General features: G+C 73.0%; 15 protein-coding genes and 1 riboswitch. Of the genes, 2 read left to right on the plus strand and 13 right to left on the minus strand.

The window, feature by feature from the left end; genetic code table 11:
* Positions 1-110: 110 nt before the first annotated feature.
* A complete protein-coding gene (locus ACT3TZ_RS00080) occupies positions 111-461 on the plus strand; it encodes an RNA polymerase-binding protein RbpA (protein WP_444581350.1) in 351 nt (116 codons plus the stop codon).
* A gap of 141 nt (positions 462-602) precedes the next feature.
* Here the strand turns inward: ACT3TZ_RS00080 and ACT3TZ_RS00085 are convergent, their stop codons facing one another.
* The 9 genes from ACT3TZ_RS00085 to ACT3TZ_RS00125 all read right to left on the minus strand — a co-directional run bounded on the left by ACT3TZ_RS00085 (position 603) and on the right by ACT3TZ_RS00125 (position 11,660).
* Positions 603-1,154 carry an FxsA family protein gene (locus tag ACT3TZ_RS00085; RefSeq protein ID WP_444581351.1) on the minus strand — a complete coding sequence of 184 codons (552 nt, stop codon included), beginning with the start codon at positions 1,152-1,154 and terminating at the stop codon, positions 603-605.
* A 23-nt stretch (positions 1,155-1,177) separates the two neighbouring features.
* Complete coding sequence (locus ACT3TZ_RS00090; RefSeq protein WP_444581352.1) at positions 1,178-1,960, minus strand: polyprenol monophosphomannose synthase; 783 nt, start codon at positions 1,958-1,960, stop codon at positions 1,178-1,180.
* Positions 1,957-3,597, minus strand: coding sequence for an apolipoprotein N-acyltransferase (gene lnt / locus ACT3TZ_RS00095; protein WP_444581353.1), 1,641 nt, complete (start codon positions 3,595-3,597; stop codon positions 1,957-1,959). Before lnt ends, ACT3TZ_RS00090 begins: the two co-directional genes overlap by 4 nt.
* A complete protein-coding gene (locus tag ACT3TZ_RS00100; RefSeq protein WP_444581354.1) occupies positions 3,594-4,352 on the minus strand; it encodes an imidazolonepropionase-like domain-containing protein in 759 nt (252 codons plus the stop codon). The genes lnt and ACT3TZ_RS00100 overlap by 4 nt, the downstream gene beginning before the upstream one ends.
* Complete coding sequence (locus tag ACT3TZ_RS00105; protein ID WP_444581355.1) at positions 4,349-7,306, minus strand: DEAD/DEAH box helicase; 2,958 nt, start codon at positions 7,304-7,306, stop codon at positions 4,349-4,351. The genes ACT3TZ_RS00100 and ACT3TZ_RS00105 overlap by 4 nt, the downstream gene beginning before the upstream one ends.
* Positions 7,303-8,265, minus strand: coding sequence for a diacylglycerol/lipid kinase family protein (locus ACT3TZ_RS00110; RefSeq protein ID WP_444581356.1), 963 nt, complete (start codon positions 8,263-8,265; stop codon positions 7,303-7,305). Before ACT3TZ_RS00110 ends, ACT3TZ_RS00105 begins: the two co-directional genes overlap by 4 nt.
* Positions 8,262-9,131: a twin-arginine translocase subunit TatC gene (gene tatC / locus ACT3TZ_RS00115; protein ID WP_444581357.1), complete on the minus strand. Its 870-nt coding sequence runs from the start codon at positions 9,129-9,131 to the stop codon at positions 8,262-8,264. Before tatC ends, ACT3TZ_RS00110 begins: the two co-directional genes overlap by 4 nt.
* Positions 9,132-9,208: 77 nt before the next feature.
* Positions 9,209-9,523, minus strand: a complete 315-nt coding sequence (gene tatA, locus ACT3TZ_RS00120) for a Sec-independent protein translocase subunit TatA (RefSeq protein WP_444581358.1) — start codon at positions 9,521-9,523, stop codon at positions 9,209-9,211.
* Positions 9,524-9,656: 133 nt separating this feature from the next.
* A complete protein-coding gene (locus ACT3TZ_RS00125) occupies positions 9,657-11,660 on the minus strand; it encodes a helix-turn-helix transcriptional regulator (RefSeq protein WP_444581359.1) in 2,004 nt (667 codons plus the stop codon).
* Positions 11,661-11,721: 61 nt separating this feature from the next.
* Between ACT3TZ_RS00125 and ACT3TZ_RS00130 the strand changes: the two genes are divergently transcribed.
* Positions 11,722-12,903 (plus strand): DUF3866 family protein, encoded by a 1,182-nt coding sequence (locus tag ACT3TZ_RS00130; protein ID WP_444581360.1) that lies wholly within the window; start codon positions 11,722-11,724, stop codon positions 12,901-12,903.
* A gap of 64 nt (positions 12,904-12,967) precedes the next feature.
* On the opposite strand, the gene ACT3TZ_RS00135 is transcribed toward ACT3TZ_RS00130, so the two are convergent.
* The 4 genes from ACT3TZ_RS00135 to pnuC form a co-directional block, all read right to left on the minus strand.
* Positions 12,968-13,480, minus strand: a complete 513-nt coding sequence (locus ACT3TZ_RS00135) for a PH domain-containing protein (protein WP_444581361.1) — start codon at positions 13,478-13,480, stop codon at positions 12,968-12,970.
* A gap of 1 nt (position 13,481) precedes the next feature.
* Positions 13,482-14,339, minus strand: a complete 858-nt coding sequence (gene hisG / locus ACT3TZ_RS00140) for an ATP phosphoribosyltransferase (RefSeq protein ID WP_444581362.1) — start codon at positions 14,337-14,339, stop codon at positions 13,482-13,484.
* Positions 14,340-14,446: 107 nt separating this feature from the next.
* Complete coding sequence (locus tag ACT3TZ_RS00145; protein ID WP_444581363.1) at positions 14,447-14,710, minus strand: phosphoribosyl-ATP diphosphatase; 264 nt, start codon at positions 14,708-14,710, stop codon at positions 14,447-14,449.
* Entirely contained in the window at positions 14,707-15,444 is a 738-nt protein-coding gene (gene pnuC / locus ACT3TZ_RS00150; protein WP_444581364.1) for a nicotinamide riboside transporter PnuC, read from the minus strand. The genes ACT3TZ_RS00145 and pnuC overlap by 4 nt, the downstream gene beginning before the upstream one ends.
* A 95-nt stretch (positions 15,445-15,539) precedes the next feature.
* Positions 15,540-15,660, minus strand: a riboswitch (FMN riboswitch).
* Positions 15,661-15,736: the final 76 nt, after the last annotated feature.

A 15,736-nucleotide genomic window follows, 5' to 3' on the forward strand; every position in this document is an offset into this window, starting at 1 on the left:
GACCGTCCCGGGCGATCGCCCGTGGCCCGGACCGTGGGAACATCACGCCCGCATCGGGCGTTGCACCCTGTGTCCGGCCAGCTCGTCTCGTCAGGAAGGCCCCACTCCGCATGAACAGCCGCAGCCTGCGAGGCACCCGCCTCGGTTCCCTCTCCATGGAGACCGATGAGGGCGTCCTCGCCGCCCCGCGTCAGGAGGCGGTCTACGACTGCCCCAACGACCACCACATCGTCCTCCCCTTCTCCGTCGAGGCCGACGTCCCGATGACCTGGGAGTGCCGGTGCGGCGCCACCGCCGTGCTGCGCGACCACGAGAAGCCCGAGGCCAAGCCCGGCAAGCCGCAGCGCACCCACTGGGACATGCTCCTGGAGCGCCGCAGCGAGGAGGACCTGCAGGTCCTCCTCGACCAGCGCCTCGAGCTCCTGCGCGCCGGCCGGCTGCACTCGAGCCGCACGCTCTGAGATCCGCGCGCCCCGCACGCGACGACGCCCGGTCCCCTCCTCGGGGGCCGGGCGTCGTGCTGTCCGACCTGGGGTCGTGATCGTCGCGGCGACCCCGCGCACGTGATCCGACGGGCTGCGGACCGTGCGGGCCGGGACCGGTCATTCCTGGGTGATGACGGGCGGTTCGGGCCGACGCGAGGGGTCCTGCGCGGGTTTCGCATCCTGCGGGGTGATGACGATCTCGCCGTCGATCACGGTGCCCCCGGAACCTCTGCGGTACAGGATGCGCCGGACTCCGGAGGAGTCGACCGGCGCCACGGTCCGGGCCACCCGACGCTGGAGGGGCACGACCAGGAGCACGATCCCGATGACGTCGGTGATGAATCCCGGGAAGAAGAAGCAGCCGGCGGCGAGCAGGGTGAACGCCGGGCGGCTCAGATGGTCCGAGAGGTCTCCGTTGCCGCGGACCGCTCGGAACAGCGATCGCAGACGCACGAAGGACTGCTGCCCCGCGGCGACCAGCAGGGCCATGCCCACGATCCAGCCGATCGCGACCACCAGCAGCGCCCACCAGATGCTGGTGAGCTGCGCGAACACGATGAGCAGGGTTAGCTCGAGGATCCCGAGCGCGATGATCGCGAGGGGGATGAACCGCGCGCCGCGGCCCTCGGGGCGGCGGTCCCGCCCCTTGCCGGTGTGAGCACTGGTCATGGGTCTCCTCCTGGCGCCGTGCGCTATCGGGCGTCGCGACCTGCCGGACGCCTCCGCCCACGGTAGTCGAGCAGACCGAGAAGCTGCTGGGCCCGCCGTTCGACTCCCCAGCGGGTCACGCTCACGAGGGCCTCCGAGACGATGCTCGAGCTCATCTTCGAGACGCCCTCGACCCGCTCGTCGAAGTCGATGGGGACCTCGACGATCACGGCGCCCTGCGCGGCGCTGCGGCGGGTCATGTCCACCTGGAAGCAGTAGCCCTGGCTGGCCACGTCCTGGTCGAGAAGGGACTTCAGGAGCTCTGCACGATAGGCGCGGAAGCCCGCGGTCGCGTCCCGGACCGGGAGCCCGAGCGCACAGCGCACGTAGATGTTCGCTCCGCGGGACAGCAGCAGGCGGCGCACGGGCCAGTCGTGCACGGCGCCCCCACGGACCCAGCGGGAGCCGATCGCGAGGTTGGCGCCGCGGCGGACGGCCTCGAGGATCGCGGGGAGCTGCTCGGGGCGGTGGGACGCATCGGCGTCCATCTCCACGAGCACCTCGTAGCCGCGCTCGATGCCCCAGGCGAAGCCCGCGAGGTAGGCCGGTCCCAACCCCTCCTTCCCCCGCCGGTGCAGCACGTGCACGGCGGGATCCGCCGCGGCCAGCTCGTCGGCCAGGTCCCCGGTACCGTCGGGAGAGGCGTCGTCGGCGACGAGGACGTCGGCGAGGGGCACCGCGGCGCGGAGCCGGGCCAGGGTGCCGGGCAGGGAGCCCAGCTCGTTGAAGGTGGGGATCACGACGAGCGTGCGCAGGGCGGGGATCACGAGGTCCTCCGGGTTCGGGACGGGGCGGCGGGCAGGGCGCTGGCCGGCCGGACGAGAGCCAGGACGAGCCCGGCGACGGCGAGGGCGCCGATGCCCACGCCGATCCACGGTCCGGCGGCGACGGCGGGGGTGATGCCGGAGTACAGCGGGACGTCGGCGGTGACGGTGCCGGGCTCCCAGTGCCCCGCGTGGGCGATGACGCGGCCGTCGGGGGTCACGATGGCCGACTCCCCCACCGTCGCGACCTGCACGATGCTGCGACCGCTGACGACCGAGAGCACCCGGGCTTCCGCGAGCTGCTGGACGGCCTCGTCCGACTCCCCGAACAGGGCGGTGTTGGTCTGGACGACGATCACCTCGGCGCCGTCGTCCACGACGTCGTGCACGAGGTTCTCGTACGCGATCTCGAAGCAGATGAGCACCCCGACCTTGCGGCCGCCGACGTCCATGATGCCGACCTCCGTGCCGGCCGCCATGTCGACGGGCACGAGATCCACCTTGTCCGAGAGCTGCCGGAAGAATCCCCGGTAGGGGATGTACTCCCCGAACGGCACGGGGTGGCGCTTGGCGGAGGTCTGGGAGACGGTGCCGTCGGCGGTCCACAGCATCGACATGTTGTAGCGCTCGTCGTGGGGCGCGTCGGTCTGGGTGCCGATCAGCACGGGCGCCTCGGCGTCCCGGGCCGCGGCCGTCAGGGCGGCGGACCGGGGTCGGTCCTCGCGCGGGTCCCAGCCGACGGAGCCCTCGGGCCACACCACGAGGTCCAGCGGGGCGCCGTCGGTGCGGGCGTCGGCGGCGGCCTGTGCGGTGAGCTCGAGGGAGTTGGGGAAGATCTCCTCGGGCATGACGAGGTCCTGGGTGTCGATGGGCGGGACGTTGCCCTGGATCCCGGCGATCCGCATGGTCGAGCCGTCGGGCACCTTCTGCAGCGGGAGCGGGACGACCAGGCACGCCAGGACCACGGCGACCGCGGCGCTGAAGGACCAGACGCCGCGCAGGCGGCCCTCGCGGGCCGGACGGCGCCCCAGCACCGCCAGCGTGCCGCCGAGGACGGCCTGTCCCAGCAGGGCGACGACGGCGCCGAGCCCCACGGTCCCGATCCAGGGTCCGAGGTTCAGCAGCGGAGAGCTCTGCAGGGAGAAGGCGGCGATCCCCCAGGGCAGGCCGCCCCAGGGGAGGTGGGATCGGAGCAGCTCGGTGCCGGCCCACAGGCAGGCGACGATCAGCGCGCTGCCGATCGTGATGCCGCGGCGGCGCATGACGGTCCGTGCCGCCAGGGCGAAGACGACGACGTACATCGCCTCGAAGGCCGCGAGCGCGAACCAGGGCGCGAACCCCGCGTAGGTGTTGGCCCAGGCCATGAGCGGCAGGAAGAAGGCGACGCCCCAGATGAGTCCGGCCAGGGCCGCGACGATCCGCCGACGGACCAGCACGGCGCCGCCCAGCATCGCCAGGGCCACGGGCAGGAGGTACCAGAGGTCGTACGGCGGGAAGGCGAGCCAGGCCAGGAGGCCGCCGACGAGGGCGAGCACCGGGGACCAGAGGGCGGGGGTCGTCGGCAGCTCGTGGTCGGCGCGATCCCGTGAGGGCGTCGCTCCGTGTCCCCGCGGCGGCGCCGTCGTGGATCGGGCGGTCATCCGCGGTCCCCCGATCCCGGTCCGACGCCCGCCTCGTGGACGACGACGCCGTCGACGACGGTGCGCAGGGCTCTCGGGGAGCCGTCGGCGAGGTCGGGCAGCAGGGGCGTGCGGGCCCGCGGATCCGTGGACCAGGTCTGGATGCGCTCGTCCTGGCCGCGCACCGTGAGGTCCCAGGGTTCCCAGACCACGAAGGTCGCGGGGGCTCCGGTGACGAGCGAGCCCGGATGCGGCGAGCCCGCGAGCCGGCGACCGCCGCGGGTCGCCGCGAGGAACGCGGCACGGTCGGAGATCCGCTGCTCGGTGGGCCCTTCGTGGGCGGCGGCGCGCACCCAGGACCAGGGGTCCGATGACGCGGCGTCCCCGGAGCCGAAGGCCAGGGGCGTGCCCGCGCCCGCGAGCTCGAGGTACGGGGTGCCCGGGCTCGCGACGGGCGCCACCGCGAGCACGCCGTCGCGCATGCCGGGCAGACCCGGGACGGCGTCGGTGACACCGCGGGCGGCCGCCTCGGTGCGCCAGAGGAGCCCCGGCTCGGAGCCGTCGGCGGTGGGCAGCACGTCCACGAAGGTGGGCGTCACGAGGCTGCCCTCGAAGTGCTCGCGACGGGCGCCGGGGTGCAGGGCCAGCGCCGTGTCCTCGGGGCCGATCCAGGCGATGGTGCCGTCCTCGACCAGGAAGGCCGATGCCTCGGGATCCTGGGTCGAGTAGACGAAGACGCCCGTGTACAGCACGGCGGGGTTCTGGGGGGTGCTCACAGCTCGATCTCCTGGGACACGAATCCGCGCCGGACGCGGTCGATGGCCTCGCGGGCGACGGGGCCGATGGTGGGCATGGACGCGAGCTGGTCGAGCAGATCGATGATCTGCCGGCACTGTCGCACGAAGTCGCCCGCGGGCAGGCCGGAGGTCCCGACGGCCGCGGCGTAGTGCTCGCCGAGCGCCCAGCGGTGGACCACCACGGCGATCGACGGGTCCGGGGGCGCGGTGACGTCGAGGCCGCGCCGTCGCTCGGCCAGCGCCAGGCGCTCTCCGATCCGCTGGGTGCGCGCGAGGGCGTCGGCGAACTCCGCCGAGGGCGGCAGCTCGGCGCTCCGTGCGTCGTCGCGGCGGGCGGTGTAGCAGACGGCCGAGGCCATGGCCGCCAGGCCCGCGGCGTCCAGGCGGTCCCAGGCGCCGTCCTCGATGCTCTCGGCGACGAGGAGATCCCGCTCGCTGAAGAGCCGACGCAGCCGCAGGCCGCGATCCGTCGGGCGCAGGCCGGTCCGGGGCGCCGCGGCCGGGTGCTCCGCGGATCGCACCGCGGAGGAGCCTGGCTCGACGTCGCTCGCAGCCGATGGCGGGACGGCGTCCGTCGCGTCGTCGTCCGTGAGGTAGCCCAGCTCGAGCAGCAGCGCGCACACGCGGTCGAACTGCCGGGCCAGGCTCGAGGTGCGTCCCTCCATGCGCCGGACGGCGGCGTCGCGGTCCTTCTCGACGGCTCGGATCCGGGAGATCCAGCGCAGGTGCGCCTCGAGGTCCGGGCAGTCGTGGCAGGGATGCGACCGCTCCTGGGCCCGCAGCTCCTGCAGCCGCTGGTCGGACGCCGCGGTCGACGGGGTACGTGCGCTGCGGCGGACGGCCGCTCGGGGATCGTCGTCGCGGCCCGAGAGCTTCTGCCGCAGGGCCGCCGCGGTGTCCTTGCGGACCCGCGGGGTGCCCAGGCGGTCGGGCGCCGGGACCCGCATCGAGTCGACCACGCCGGGAGGGCCGGGGACGTCACCGGGGCGCAGGGTCTGCAGTCGCCCCTCGCTGCTGAGCACCATCACCTGGGGGCCGCCGAGGACCTCCTTGTCGACGCCCACGACCACGGCGAACCCCTGGCGCTTGCCGCCGGGGAGGGCGATGATCTCCCCGCGACGCAGGGAGCCGAGCACGGTGCGGGTGCGGTCGCGGTCGCGCCCGGCGCGCTCGCGGGACAGGGTCCGCTCCCGGTCGGTGATCGCGGCGCGGATCTCGGCGTACTGCTCGATGTCGCCGCGGTCGCATGCGAGGGCGCCGCGGTAGGCGGTGAGGGTCTCCTCCAGCTCCCGGGCCCGGCGGGCGAGCCCCACGACGGCACGGTCGGACTGGAACTGCGCGAAGGACATCTCGAGACTGTCCCGTGCGGCGTCGGCGTCGTAGCGCTCGAGGAGGTTGACGACCATGTTGTACGTGGGCCGGAACGCCGAGCGCAGCGGGTAGGTGCGCCGGGAGGCGAGCGAGGCGACGCCCTCGGGGTCGAAGCCGGGCCCGGCCAGCACCACGGCGTGGCCCTCGACGTCGATGCCCCGCCGCCCGGCGCGCCCGGTGAGCTGGGTGAACTCGCCCGGGGTGAGATCGGCGTGCTCGACGCCGTTGTACTTCGAGAGCTTCTCGAGCACCACACTGCGGGCGGGCATGTTGATGCCGAGCGCGAGGGTCTCGGTCGCGAAGACGACCTTGACCAGGCCCTCGGCGAACAGCTCCTCGACGACGGTCTTGAGCAGCGGCAGCAGACCCGCGTGGTGGGCGGCGAACCCGTTCTCGGCGGCGCGCCGGAAGGCGGGGATCTGCAGGACGTCCTCGTCCTCGTAGGGGATGGAGGTGAGCCGGGCATCGAGGATGCGGCGGATCGCGCGCTGCTCCTCGGGTGTCGTCAGGCGCAGGTGCGCCATGGACAGCTGGCGCACGGCGGCATCGCACCCGGTCCGGGAGAAGATGAAGTAGATCGCCGGCAGCAGGGCGTCCTCGTCGAGAGCCGCGACGATGTCGGCACGGCGTGGCGCCCGCGGGAAGCCGCCACCGCGACCGTCGCGATGGTCGCGGTCCCCGCGTGGGCCTGCGCCCTGGTGCTCCCCGCGACGACGATGCCGTCCCCGCGGACCGTGGCGCGGAGGCCGTCCGCCGCGAGGATCGCGTCCGCCGCCCTGCCGGGAGCCCTGCCCCTCGCCGGAGGGGATCGCCTCGAGGGCGGGATTGACCTGCTTCTCGGTGCGTGCACCGGGACCGAGTGCGGCCACGCCGCGCCCTTCGTCGTCGACGAACAGGTCCAGCAGCCCCTCCCCCACGAGCACCTGCTGCCACAGCGGCACGGGACGGGTCTCCGAGACGATGACCGAGGTCGAACCGCGGACCTCGTCGAGCCAGGAGCCGAACTCCTCGGCATTGGAGACGGTCGCCGAGAGCGCCACGAGCTGCACGGTGGCGGGCAGCTGGATGATGACCTCCTCCCACACCGGACCGCGCAGGCGATCGGCGAGGTAGTGGACCTCGTCCATCACCACGTAGCCCAGCCCGTCCAGGGTCGAGGATCCGGCGTACAGCATGTTCCGCAGCACCTCGGTGGTCATCACGACCACCTCGGCCTCGGGGCGGATCGACACGTCCCCCGTGAGCAGCCCGACGCGCTGGGCCCCGAGCCACTCGACGAGCTCGCCGTGCTTCTGGTTGGACAGGGCCTTGATCGGCGCCGTGTAGAACACCTTGCGGCCCGTCGAGAGCGCGAGCTCGACGGCGAACTCCCCGACCACGGTCTTCCCCGCCCCGGTGGGGGCCGCCACCAGCACGGACCGGCCGTGCTGGAGGGCCTCGCAGGCATCGAGCTGGAAGGGGTCCAGGGCGAAGGGGAACCGCGCGGCGAACGCGCCCAGGGGTGTTCCCGCACGGTCCTTCTCGGCGGCCCAGGCGGCGTACCGCTCGGACGGGGAGGTCATGAGGACGGGCCCGATGCGACGAGAGGAGCCGGATCCGGCAGCTCGGCGAGGATCCGCACCGCACCGGGCAGCACCTCGGCCTCGACGGGGAGCAGGGCGCGCGGCTCGCCGTCGGCGTAGCTGCGCAGCTCGCGGTCCTCGCGCAGACCGACGCGGATCCTGCGCGCGGGGCGCACCGAGAAGCCCGGGACGTCGAGGTGGGTTCCGCGATAGACCCGCGGGAAGAAGCGGACGAGACCTCCGCGGCCGAGGCCGGTCAGGGTCGCCAGGTCCAGGAGGCCGTCGTCGACGCGGGCGTCCGGCACGATCCGCATCCCGCCGCCGAAGACGCCGGTGTTGGCGATCGTCACGAGGGAGGCGTCGAGCTCCTCGCGGGGGCCGCCGTCGACCTCCATCCAGTACGGCAGCGGCGAGAAGCGTCGCAGCTCCTGGAGCACGCCGAGGGTGTAGCGACCGGGGCCGGGATGGCTGCCGCGGTTGGCCCGCTGGTTGACGAGGGCGTCGAAGCCGAGCGACACGTTGCCCAGCGCGATCGAGCGGGTGGGCGGCGCGTCCTCGCGGATGGAGGACAGGGCGATCGCGTCGATTGCCACCACCGGCCGGGACAGTGCGTGCAGGAGCACCCTCACGGAGGACTCGGGATCGTTGACGGGCAGGTCCAGGGCTCGTGCGAAGTCGTTGCCGGACCCGGACGCCACGACCCCCAGACGCACCGGGGAGTCCGCGACGATATCGGCGCCGAGGGACACGGTGCCGTCCCCGCCGATCACGACGAGTGCGGTCAGGGTGTCGCGCACGTCGATCGCCCGGGCGCGTGCCACCTGCGCTGTGGGACCGCTGACGTCGACCACGGAGATGCCCGCGAGGCGCAGGACGTGGGCCACCTGGGCCCCGGCACGGAAGGCGGCACCGGACGCGGCGGTCGGGTTCGCGAGGAGCCCGACCCGCAGACGGCTCACCTCTCATCCACCCCGTCGAGCGAGCTCGCGGGGCCGACCGCCTCCACCTCGTCGTCGATCGTGCTGGCCGTCTCGTCGTCGATCTCCGTGTCCTCGGCCTTGGCCTTGCGGCGGTCGTGGAGCAGGCCGATGACGACGGCCGCGAAGTAGAGCGCGACCATCGGGGTGGCCATGAAGATCATGGTGAACGGGTCCGGGGTGGGGACCATGACCGCACAGAACGTGAAGCACAGCAGTGTCACCCAGCGCCACGCCTTGAGCATCGACCTGCCCGGCAGGATGCCCATGAAGTTGAACAGCACCAGGAACACCGGGAAGGTGAAGGCGATGCCGAAGGCGAGGACCGTCTTGACCAGGAGGTTCAGGTAGTCCGCGTAGTTGATGTTCTGGATCACGCCGGCCAGCTGCGGCGTGAACTCCATGAGGATCGGGACGGCCTTGTTCAGCATGTAGTAGCCCGCGACGCAGCCGATGAAGAACAGCGGCACGGCGCTGCCGAAGAAGCCGATCACGTAGCGCCGCTCGTTGCGGTGCAGGCCCGGGGTGATGAAGCTCCAGATCTGGAAGATCACCATGGGTGCGGACAGGATCAGGCCCACGTACGCGGACATGGCCAGCTGCGCGCTCAGGCCCTTGCCCACGCCGTCGAAGTTCAGGTTGGCGTTCATGCCCATCGCGCGGGCGTCGCGGAACGGCTGCTGGAGAGCCGAGAACACCCACGGGTACAGGAACCAGCCGATGATCGACAGAAGCAGGATCGTCACCGCGCACCACACGAGGCGGTTGCGCAGCTCGGTGAGATGCTCGCCGAGCGCCATGCGCCCCTCGGGGTCCTTGGGGCGGCGGGTCTTCTTCTCACGCGCCACGGGCGTCCACTTCTTCCGTACGTCGAGGGTCCGGGCATCGAGCGCCCGGACCCGTCACAGGGGCCTGGAGACCGCCGTCAGTCGCGGCGGTAGGAGTCCTCGTCACGGACGGGGACACGATCGGCCTGATCGGAGGGATCGTAGGCCCGGTCGCGGGACGTCTCCTCCGCCGAACGACCGGCGGCGCGATCGTCCTTGGCCACGGGACGCCGACGCGGGTCGTCGTCCTCGTCCTCCGGCTTCTCGTCGCCACGGAGCTCGTCGACCTCGCTCTTGAAGATGCGCATCGACTTGCCCACGTTGCGGGCCAGGCTCGGGAGCTTGCCGGCCCCGAACAGCAGCAGCACAACGAGAACGAGAATCAGAATATGCCAGGGCTTGATTCCACCCATGGTTCGCAGTCCTTTCGTCGGTGGCCGCGAGGGGCGGCTACAGCATCGTCCCACATGGCCTCGCGAGGCTCCCGGGAGGAGCCCGGACCGGTCCCGGACTCTGCCGGGCGGCGCCACGACCGTGGGACGCCGGTCAGTTTATCCGCTCCCGGACCCCGTGGCGTGCCGCCGCGCCCCGCGAGACGGTCACGATCTCGTCCCGGAGCTCGGGCGGGCCCAGGATCTCGGCCGCCCCCGCGGATTCGAGGATCGCGTCCACGAGCGCCGAGCGCACGGGATCCTCGAGCCGGGCGACCACTCCCCCCGCGGGCAGGTCGCGCAGGTCCTCGGCCGCGAACGAGTCGGCGATCCAGGCCGCAGGGCCCTCCAGGCGCAGCCAGACGTGCCCGGTGGGACCCGGCGCAGGAGCGGAGGGTGCCGCGTCGCCCCGATCGGCCGCGGGGTCCGCGGCCGGCGTCGGGTCCGCATCGGGGCCCTCGAGGATCTCCACGATCCGGTCGATCCGGAAGGTTCGCCGGGCACCGACCGAGCGGTCGTCCGCGCGCAGGTACCCGCGGCCCCCCGAGGTCTCGAGGCGGATCGGCAGCACCTCCCGCCGCGAGGTGCCGGGACGGTCCGGGGCCGAGTAGCGCAGGACGAGCGGCTCGGAGGCCACGAGCGCCTCCTGGATGCGGGCCACGATGCGGTCCGAGCGGGTGGGCTCGCCATCGCCGACGGCGACCGGATCGGCATCGGCCGCTCCCGAGCCCACCCCGGTGTCCCCGCGCACGAGCGCCGCGAGCTTCGCGCGGGCCGAGGCGACCAGCTCCCGCTCCTCCCCCCGGGCCGGGGTGAGGGCTGCGAGCCCTGCGAGCAGCGCCGTGGCCTCGGCGGGCGAGAGGCGCAGCGGGGTGCCCAGCGCATCGGCGTTGCGCACCCGCACCCAGCCGTCCTCCCACTCGACGTCGATGAGGTCCTCCCACCCGGCGCCGAGGTCCCCGCACACGAAGAGCGTCTGCAGGTCGTCCACGAGCCGCTTCTGGGTCACGCCGAACTCCGCGGCCATCGCCGGCAGGGCGACCTCTCCGCGCGCCAGCACGTATGCGGCCTCGGAGATGAGCCGGGAGAGGTGATCGGTGCTCGAGGACGGGGTGCGGATCGCCGCACGCTCGCGGGGGGTCGCGCGGTCCACCAGCGCGAGATCCCGCGGGCCCTCGTGGAGCGCGGCGATCCTCGCGGTGGTCTCCGCGAGCTCCTCGCGCCAGGCCGGCGGCTCGAGCACCGTGGTCCAGCGGGCGTTGCCGAGCACCAGGCGGCGCACGGTGGTGCGGTGCGTGCCCGGGAGCACCACCTCGGGTGCCGCGACGTCCGCGCCGGCGCGGTCTCGCAGCGCGAGCGCCTTGAACGGGGCGATCTCGAGCACGGCGTCGGCGGTCTCCCCGTCGTGCCGGGACGCGCCGCCGATGGCGGTGGCGAGATCGGCGTCGGGCGGGATGGGACGGGTGCGGGCCCCGCCCCGGCGCGGGAACGACTCGATCCGGGAGGCCCGGAACAGACGGGGCGCATCCCGGTCCAGATCGTGCCCCAGGACGTACCAGTGCCCGTCGTGGACGCCGACCACCCACGGCTCGACGCGGCGTTCACCGGGGCTGCTGGCCGCGGAGCGGTACCGGAACGTCACGCCGTACCCCTGGCTGACGGCCTCGAGCAGCGGGGCGAGCACCGGGAGGGACTCGACGGCGGCGTGCGGCGTACGGCGTTCCAGCTCCGGGTCGGGGTCGAGCCCCAGGCCCAGCAGCTTGGCCCGGACGCGCCGTGCGGCGCCCCCGGCGGCGGCCTCGTCCCAGGCGCGCGAGGCCGCGAGCAGGACGGTGTACTCGGCCCGGGAGACCTCGAGGGCGGGCAGCGACCCCGCGGTCGGACCGATCCGGTAGTGCACCACCGACTCGTCCCAGGCATCGACCTCGGTGTGCAGGTCCAGACCGAGCCCGAGGATCTCGGCCTTGTCGCGCTCGAACATGCGCTCGGCGGCGTCCTTGCTGGGGGCGCCCGCATACTCGGGGATCACCGAGAAGAGGGCCTCGCGGGTGATCCGACGACGGGAGCCGATGGTCATGATGACGTTGAGGAGGCGTTCGACGCCGCGCGGTGCTGCCACCGTGCCAGGTTAGCGGGCGGTCCGGTTCCCGGGGGTCGGTGGCCCCGTACCCTTGGGACCCATGATGCGGTGGGAGCGCGGCACGGTCGCGGAACGGCTCGACGGCTGGGCGGGCGTGGTCCGCCTGAGCGTGGACGTCGGATCCGAACGCCTGCGGGCGATCGCCTACCCCGAGCTCACCGGCGCCCCGGAGCCCGGTGAGGAGGTGCTCCTGAACACCAACGCCCTGCGCCGCGGCCTGGGCACGGGGGGCGATGCCCTCGTGGTGGCGCGACCCGATGCGGTCGGCGCCGGCGGTGTCGCGAGCGGCGACGGGTCCGCGGATCGTGACGTCGTGCGCGGTGAGGACGTCGTGGGGGGTGACGTGTGCGGCCACATGATGAAGGTGCGGTACACCCCGGTGCAGGTCATGGTCGACGCCCTCGACGACCCGGGCTCCCCACACCACGCCGCTCTGCGGGACGCGGACTCGATCGAGGGGATGCCCGTGGTCGCGGCGGACCTCCACTCGGCGCTCCCGGCGATCGTGGCCGGGATCCTCGCGACGCGCCCGACGGCGCGGATCGCCTACGTGCTCACCGACGGCGCGGCGCTCCCCGCCGCGTACTCCCGCACGGTCGCGACCCTCCGGGAGGCGGGACTCCTCGCGGCCTGCATCAGCGCCGGACAGGCCTTCGGCGGGGACCACGAGGCCGTCAGCGTGCCCTCGGCCCTCCTCGGTGCGCGCCATGTGGTCGGGGCCGATGTCGCCATCGCGATCCAGGGACCCGGCAACCTCGGCTCCGGCACCGCGTGGGGTTTCTCGGGCGTCCAGGCGGCGGATGCTCTCAACGCCGCGGGCGCGCTCGGCGGTCGTCCCGTGGGGGCGCTGCGCGTCTCCGGGGCGGACCCCCGGCCACGTCACCGGGGACTGTCCCACCACAGCTCGACCACCTACGGACGGCTCCTGCACGTCCCGACGACCTTCGCGCTCCCCCAAGCCGCCGAGGACAGCGCTTTCGAGCTGTCTGTGGCAGAACAGCTCGAGACATCTGTCGTGGGCACGGCACGGAGGCGGGGCGTCGCACACGAGGTGCACGCGATCGCCACCGACGGCCTGCACGTCGCGCTCCGCGACCTGCCCGTGACGCTGTCGACCATGGGGCGGGGCCTCGACGAGGACCCCGCCACCTTCTGCCACGCCGCGCTCGCGGGGCGCGCGGCGGCGCGGTTGATCCCCGGAGCCGAATCGCCCGGCGCGTGACGGGAGCGTTCCGTCCGCGCCCGGGGGTGGCGGTGGACGTCGGGATCGACGGATCGTGGGCGCGTCAGGCCCGGGGGCCCGGGGTCTCCCCGAATGCGTGCACGAGCGCCGACAGCCTCCGCGCGTCGGCGATGCCGCGCTGGCCATCGGCCCGCTGCAGGGCCATCGTGGCGAGCGTGTCGCCGTCGGCGAGGTCCAGGTGGGCCCAGGGATCTCCCTGAGGGAAGCTCACGGCCACCACCTCCGCCCACTCCAGCCGGCGACTGCGGAACAGGTTGCGCACCAGCAGGTGGTCCGGGGCGGCCGTGACGCGCACGGTCGCCTCGCGGTAGCAGAAGAAGAACACCGCGAGCCCGACGGCGAAGAAGCCGAGGCGGTCCACCGCCGTGAACGAGGACGGCACGACGAAGGCGGCGACGGTCATCGCGGCGAGCACGAGACCTCCGATCGCGAAGCCCGCCACGCGGGCCTGCCGGGCACGGAAGACGACGATGCCGTGGCCTCTTGCGGGGCTCTGCCCGGCACGGGGCCCTGGCTCCTGCTCAGGGCCGATCCCGGGACCTCTGCCTGGTGCCACGTCAGATCCGGCAGGCCTGGATCGCTGTCACGAGGATCGCGCGAGCGCCCACCTCGTAGAGCTCGTCCATGACCTGGTTGGTGCGGCGCCGCTCGACCATCGAGCGCACGGCCGACCAGTCGCGGCCGTGCAGCGGGGAGATGGTGGGCGACTCGAAGCCGGGCGTCACCGCGACCGCGCGCTCGACGAGCGCGGTGGGGATGTCGTAGTCGATGAGCACGTACTGCCGGGCGACCAGCACCCCGCGGATGCGACGGATCAGCACCTCGAGGGTGTGGGCGGCGTCGTCGACGAGCTCGAGGTCGGGTCGCGAGAACAGCACGGCCTGGCTGGTCATGATCGGGTCGCCGAAGGTCGACAGCCCCGCCTCGCGCAGAGTGGTGCCCGTCTCGACGACGTCGGCGATCACATCGGCGACGCCCAGGCGCACCGAGCTCTCCACGGCGCCGTCGAGGTGCACCACCGAGGCGGAGATCCCGAGACCGTCGAGGTGGTCGGCCACGAGGTCCTCGTAGCTCGTGGCGATCCGCACGCCGTCGAGCTCGGCGACGGTGCGCTGGTCGCCGTCGGGAGCGGCGAAGCGGAACGTCGAGCGGGCGAAGCCCAGCTCGAGGAGCACATCGGCCGCCGTGCGGGAGTCCGCGAGCATGTCCTGCCCCGTGATCCCGACGTCGACCGTCCCGGAGCCGACGTAGACCGCGATGTCCCGCGGACGCAGGAAGAACAGCTCGACGCCGTTCTCCTCGTCGACGAGGACGAGCTCCTTGGCGGAGCCCCGGCGTCGGTAGCCGGCTTCGTGCAGGAGGTCGGCGGCGGGTTCGGACAGGGCGCCCTTGTTGGGCACGGCGATGCGCAGCACGGTTCCTCCTGGTGCGACGGTGTGGGCGGGTGCGGCCCGGTGCGGGGCGCACGACGCGACCGCCCGCGGTCCGGATGCCGAGGCATGCGGCCCGCGGGCGGCGGCGTTCAGAGCTTGCGGTAGACGTCCTCGAGCGAGATGCCCTTGGCGATCATCATGACCTGGACGTGGTAGAGGAGCTGGGAGATCTCGAGCGCCTGGTCGTCCGGCGTCTCGTACTCGCACGCCATCCAGACCTCCGCGGCCTCCTCCACGATCTTCTTGCCGATCGCGTGGACCCCCGCATCGAGCTCTCGGACGGTGCCGGAACCCTCGGGGCGGGTGGCGGCCTTCTCCTGCAGCTGGGCGAACAGGCCCTCGAAATCGTTCACCCGTCCAGGGTATCGGCTCCCGGGCCCGCGCCGTCGCGCCGTCCCATCGACACCCGCGGGTCGGGCATCACGGTCTCGATGGACACGCGCTCGCGCTGGTTGCGGACCCTCCACCACACGAAGAACCCGGTGAGGGTGAACACGCCGTAGAACACGTACATCAGGGCGCTCGCGTAATAGCCGGCGCTCAGCAGCAACGGCACGCCGACGATGTCGACGGCCACCCAGATGAGCCAGAACTCGACCCAGCCCTTGGCCATGCCGTACGTGGCCAGGAGGCTGCCCATGAAGATCCAGGCATCCGCCCAGACCGGCGGGTAGGAGCCGAGAGCCGAGAAGATCGGCGTGAGGGCGGCGGTGCCGCCGACGAGGCCGACGATCAGCAGGACGCGGGTCCGGCCGCCGGCCCAGACGGGCTCGACCGCGCTGCCCGTGCCCTGGCTCGCCTGCCGCCAGCGGTACCAGCCGTAGATGCTCGTGGCGATGAACATCACCTGCCGGCCGGCCTGTCCGAGCAGGTTCACCGGGTTGGGGGTGCCGAACACGGTCCCCAGGAACACGGTGAGCAGGAGCAGGTTGCCGATGATGCCCACCGGCCAGGCCCAGACCTTGCGCCGCATGCCGCCGAAGGCGCTCAACAGGCCGAAGACGTTGCCGATCACCTCGCGCCAGAGGATGAACTGCCCTCCCGCGAACTCGATCCGCGCGTCGAAGAGCCACTGCAGGATTCCCATGTCATGTCCTTTCCGTCCGGGAGCAGTGACTCCGGGGGAAAAGGGTCCTGACCGTGCTCCGGGCGCGCGCTCGCGCACCCCGAACACGGGTGCAGGACGTGCGCCTCTCATCCAGACTCTGACTGTCGGTGCCGGAGTTCCACCGGCTCCACCGCACGGATGCGGGTCGCGGACTATCACCGCCGGTTCGGACTTCCACCGACCCCGGAGCACGTCACTGATGTGACGGAGGGACTCTACCCCCGCCGCGACCAGGGGATGGACACGGCGGTCATCCGCTGGACACGGGCGT

It is taken from the genome of Brachybacterium sp. AOP25-B2-12 (assembly GCF_052378625.1).
GTDB lineage: Bacteria > Actinomycetota > Actinomycetes > Actinomycetales > Dermabacteraceae > Brachybacterium.